Raw genomic sequence first — 5302 nt, 5'->3', positions numbered from 1 at the left:
GGTGTTGATCAGTTCGACGACGTCGCCGATCCGCGATGCGGCTTCGGACAGGTGGCTGACGCGCTCGTTGGTGGCCTGCGCCTGCGTCACCGCCTCGCTGGCAATCCGCGCCGATTCCTGCACCTGGCGGCTGATTTCGTTGACCGAGGATGACATCTCTTCGCTGGCCGACGCCACCGACTGCACATTGGTGGACGCCTCCTCGGAAGCTGCGGCGACCAGGGTGGTGAACTGCTGGGCGTGATCGGCTGTCGAGGTCAGGGTGGTCGCCGAAGCTTCCAGCTCGGTCGAGGCCGACGACACGGTCTCGACGATCTCGCCGACCGCGTCTTCGAATTTGGCGGCGAGGGCGATCATCTCGCCCTTGCGCTGCTGCGCGGCCAGCCGGTCATGCTCTGCCTTGGCTGCGGCTTCTGCTGCGGCGCGCTCTTCGGCCTTCAGCTTGCAGGACTCCACCGCCCGCGCCATGTCGCCGATCTCGTCGCTGCGCTGCAGGCCCGGCAGCACCAGATCGAGTTCGCCATCGCCGAGGCGGCGGATGCCGGTGTTCAGTCCGCTGAGCGGCTTGGTGATCGACCGCGCGATCCAGATCCCGAGCACCATCACGGTCAGGATGATTGCGATGATCGCGATCTGCATGCGCTGCTCAGTGGCCCGCCGCGCGGTGGCGGCCATCGTCTTCGCGAGCTCCGCCTGCTGACGCACCGTGCTGGAGAGCTCGTCGAGCGCGGGCTGCAGTGCTCGGTAGGTCGTCACCATGTCTTTTTCGGCACGATCCAGCGCCAGGGCATTCTCCATCCAGGCGGAGAAGTCGCGCTGATAGGCGGCGAGCTTTTGCGTGATTTCGGACTTGGCCGTTGGCGGAAGATCGGAGGCGGCGAGCAGCTTGGCGAATTCGGCGGATTGCTTTTTCATCTCGTCGCCGTATTTCGGATGACGGCGGAGCATGAAGTCCTTCTCGTGCCGGCGCATCATCAGCATCTGCACCATCAGGGGCGGGGAGTCGAAGCTGCTGATCGTCTTTTCGACATCGTGCACCGACGCTCGCAGGCTGCCTTCGAGCCCAAGATCTTCCTTGAGGCCGAGCTTCACGGTGGCCTCACTGAACCTGCCAAATTGGCGCTGGTAGTTTTCAAAGCCGTCCTGCACCGACTTCAAACTGCGGGTGAGTTCAGTCTGACCGGCTACCTCGGTCTGCCGGATCATGTCGGTGAGCGTCTCGGCTGCCACTCGTCCGCTCTGCTGAAACATGCCGAGATATTGCTCGTCCTTGCGCAGCATGAAGTTTTTCTCGGCGCGGCGCTGCTCGAGCAGGGCGATTTGCAATTTTGCGTTGCTGTCGCCGAGTGTGCGGGCTCGTTCGTCAATCAGCCTCGCTGCGTCTTGTGACGATGTTCCGATCATATACAGCGCGCCAAAGGCGAGAACGCCAATGATGCCGACCAGAGCGATGGAATTGATCTTGGACGTGAGGCCGAGACGAAGAGACATGGGAGATCCCGAGTTTCAGACGATTCGCTTGGACGATGACGTGTGAGTTGTGGACGTGCTTGTTGGTGAGGCAGGCAATCTGCACAAACACTGAGCAATCTGCGACGTAGTCGATCGCTGGTCCGATGAGGCTCCAGATTCGAATCTTGACGTAATAACTAAGCTTGGACGAGCCGGTGCTAAGTTTGCCTTAAGATCTCCCGCGATGTTGAAATCCTGGTACTTGTCCGGATCGAATTGATTAGTTGTCGCGAAGCTTTCGCAAGACGGGGATGACGCTTCGATGACGATTGTTGGGAATTTCATGCAGGCGCTGGATCGAAGGCGACCGATTACTAACAGAGACGCGAGCGATAGAATCCGGTTCGGCGTTCTCGTGCGGTACCGAGAGATTGTGCTCGACTCGATCGGTCGTAGTGACGCACGTCAGCGCATCTCGCGGGGCCCGTGGCTGGCCACGGACCTCCCTCATGCGGTCTGCGTCCAGGCATCGGCCGCGGGTGCCGGCGGGCATCCGTCATGGAACCGAATCGGCGTTCCGCCACGACGTGTCGAACCGTCCTGTTTCAGTTTGGGACCCCACGAACCGCAGTGCATCCTGCGGGCAACACTCGATTTGAAATTGGCCCGAGGCCGGCCGTCGATCTGGACAAAGCCTTGATCGGAAATCACCCTGACGCTGTTTCGAGGGCGCACGGTCTGCGGCTTCGCGACGGGGATCGTTGGGGGAGCCATGAGACTGTTCACGGGGATGCTCGCGGCCATGCTGCTGGTCGCCGGCGTGGCGTCGAGCCAGGCGATGGTGCGAATCGCCGACGATCGTGGTGGCCGGATCGGAACCTATGTGGACCGCTACCAGTCGCTGCGCAGCTCCGGCGAAACCGTGATGATCGACGGCCTGTGCGCCTCGGCCTGCACCATCGTGCTGGGTGCGGTCCCGCACGATAAGATCTGCGTCACCTCCCGGGCCAATCTCGGCTTCCACGCCGCCTGGGATCTCGGCTCCAATGGCAACGTCATCACCAATACCGAAGCCACGCAGATGCTGTACACGATGTACCCGACCAGCATCCGCCGCTGGATCGCCAAGCGCGGTGGCTTGACCCGTCACATGATCTTTCTGCGCGGCAAGCAGCTGATGTCGATGTACCGGCCCTGTTACATGGACGCGCAGGCTCAGGCTGGCCGCTGATTCCGCGCCCGCGACCCATCCTCCGGATCACGTGATCAGTGCGACGGCGTCGCGGCTTGCCGGGCGCCGCCGCTGGCTCTATTGGGGGCAACCGTGCGGCGATTGCCGCACATCGCAGCGGCCGGGCTGAAATAGCGTCGAACCAGCCGCTCCGAAGGTTGCGAGGTGTCTGCCGATGTCTGCACAAGCCAAATCCATCCGCCCGCTGGTCGTGATCGCTGCGTTTGCCGGCAGCCTGATCGTCGGCCTCGTGGTCGTGCTGTGGCTGCTCGGCGGTCTGCAGAAGATCTCGGCACCGGCGACGATTGGTGGTCCGTTCCGTCTCACCGACCAGAACGGCCAGGTCATCACCGAACAGAGCATGAAGGGAAAGCCGACCCTGATCTTCTTCGGCTTCACCCGGTGCCCGGACGTCTGCCCGACCTCGCTGTTCGAGTTGTCGCAAGTGCTCGGCGCGATGGGCCCCGACGCCGACCGCATCAACGCCTATTTCGTCTCGGTGGATCCTGAGCGCGACACTCCGCAGTCGATGAAGGACTATCTGTCGAGCTTCGATCCGCATCTGAAGGGGCTGGTCGGAACCCCGGAAGCCACCGAGAAGATCGAGAAGGCCTATCGGGTCTATGCTAAGAAGGTCCCGCTGAAGGACGGCGACTACACGATGGATCACACCGCGCTGATCTATCTGATGGACAAGTCGGGCAATTTCGTCTCGCCGTTCAACATCAAGCGCAAGCCCGAGGAGGCTGCCGCCGATCTGAAGCGGTATCTGTAGCTTACGCCGACAGCCGCCATCGCGACCGCCGGGCTTTTGGCTTCGGCGCCAGCGGATGCGGACGGCGGGCAACGCCGTGCTGAGTCTTGTCCCAGCGGTACGGACACCAGACGAATTGCGCCAGCGCGCGCCACGCCGCCGCCGATAGGCACAGCCAATAGAGCGGCGTCAGCGCCAATGCCCCGGCGTGCCGCAACTGCCGCCGCCGGGCGAGGCCGAGCAAGCCGACCACCAATGTCGATGCAACGCCGGATGCGATCGTGAGCCAGTGCAGCGCGCTCGGCGCCGCGGGCTCCAGCCAGCCGCCGAGCCAGACCGGCAACTGCTCCGGCCAATCGATTGCCGCCGCCACGGCGAGACAGACTAATAATGGATACGCCAGCGCCGACAGCACATTGCCGCCGACCACCAGGTTGAGGCCGATCACGCCGCGCCAGCCGATCTCGTGCCACAGCCGGATCGGCTGCCGCATATGCACCTCCCAGGTCTGGATCCAGCCCTTCATCCAGCGCGCCCGCTGCGGCAGCCAGTTGCCGAACGCGATCGGAGCTTCCTCGTAGGTGGCTGAAGCAATGGTGACGCAGCGGTGGCCGAACCGGGCCAGCCGAAAGCCGAGGTCGGCGTCTTCGGTGACGTTGTGCGGATCCCAGCCGCCGATCGCGCGGAGTACATCGGTGCGGAAATGGTTGGAGGTTCCGCCGAGCGGCAGTGGCAGGCCGAGCGCCGCAAGGCCCGGCAGAAACAGATCGAACTGGCCAGCATATTCGGCCAGGAATGTCCGCGACAGCCAGCTATGGGTGAGATTGTCGATGCACAGGCTGGCCTGGACGCAAGCGGTGTCGGGGCTCGCGGTATCGAACGCTGCCAACGCCGCGCGCAGCTGGTCCGGGTCGGGCCGGTCTTCGGCATCGTACACCGCAATAAAACTGCCGCGCGCGAAGGCGAGGGCGTAGTTCAGCGCCTTCGGCTTCGTTCTCGGCTCGACCGCAGGCGCGATCAGCACCCGCAGATGCGGCCGCTGTTTGATCCGTGCCAGTGCCGCGCGGGTGGCGAGGTCGTCGGGCTCGATCACCAGGATAAGGTCGAGCTTCTCGTGTGGGTAATCGAGCGCGTCGAGAGCCTCCACCAGCGTTCCCACCGAGTCGGCTTCGCGATACAGCGCCGCCACCACCGTATAGATCGGCAATTCGGCGTCCGGCTTTCGCGGCGGCGGTGGCAAGGTCGGGCGGGGCCACAAGCAGGCCAGCAATCGCAGTCCGGCAAAGCCGATGAACCAGGCTGCCAGCAGCGTCGTCGTGACGTTGGGATAGAGATAGAGCGGCAACGCGAGCAGGACCGCCACGCAAATCCCGCGCTTCAAGCGCTGCCGCCACACCGGACCGGGCTTGCGCGGCGCCGCCGACAGCATCGGATGGCGCTGGTGCAGATCGGAGCTGGCGATGTCGGCCAGCGCGCGCTCGCCCTGCCGCGCCAGAAAGGTCTCAAGGTTCGCCGTCGAGGCCAATCGCAGCCGCGGGCGTGTGTCCGGATAGTCGTCCAGCAGCCTGCACAGCAGATGACTCGCAAGATGTCGCGGCGCCACCACCCAGATCAATTCGCCATCGACCCGGAGCGGCACGATTCCGGTCGCAGTGGCAGACGAGATTTGCGCGTCCTCCAGCGGACAGTCGGCGCGGTCGAACGCGCCGAAGTCTTCGAAGCCGAGGCGAAGCCAGCGGGCGAGATAGCGGAGATACGCTTCCTCCTCGATCAGGCCTTGCTGAATCAGGACACGGTCGGCACCGATGTCGAGGTCTCTGGCGCGCCGCGCGGCGGCCTGCAGCAGTGCCGGCGCAAGCACGCCG

Annotated in this window: 4 protein-coding genes; 2 read left to right on the top strand and 2 right to left on the bottom strand. The window is 64.1% G+C overall.

Annotated features, from left to right (window positions below; all coding sequences use genetic code 11):
* The coding region (locus tag DYI24_RS20430; protein WP_164573611.1) for a HAMP domain-containing protein at window positions 1-1491 on the bottom strand (1491 nt) is incomplete at its 3' end.
* Between the two features lie 733 nt (window positions 1492-2224).
* On the opposite strand from DYI24_RS20430, the gene DYI24_RS20425 reads away from it, so the two are divergent.
* Window positions 2225-2683 (top strand): hypothetical protein, encoded by a 459-nt coding sequence (locus DYI24_RS20425; RefSeq protein ID WP_107346224.1) that lies wholly within the window; start codon window positions 2225-2227, stop codon window positions 2681-2683.
* 175 nt (window positions 2684-2858) lie between these two features.
* Complete coding sequence (locus DYI24_RS20420) at window positions 2859-3458, top strand: SCO family protein (protein WP_107346223.1); 600 nt, start codon at window positions 2859-2861, stop codon at window positions 3456-3458.
* 1 nt (window position 3459) lies between these two features.
* Here DYI24_RS20420 and DYI24_RS20415 read toward each other — a convergent pair.
* On the bottom strand, window positions 3460-5302 hold a 1843-nt coding region (locus DYI24_RS20415; protein ID WP_164573610.1), incomplete at its 5' end, for a glycosyltransferase.

Source organism: Rhodopseudomonas sp. BR0C11, assembly GCF_010820945.1.
Lineage (GTDB): Bacteria > Pseudomonadota > Alphaproteobacteria > Rhizobiales > Xanthobacteraceae > Rhodopseudomonas > Rhodopseudomonas palustris_H.
Note: the sequence above shows the minus strand (reverse complement) of the source record. Positions and strands in the feature narration are given on the sequence as shown.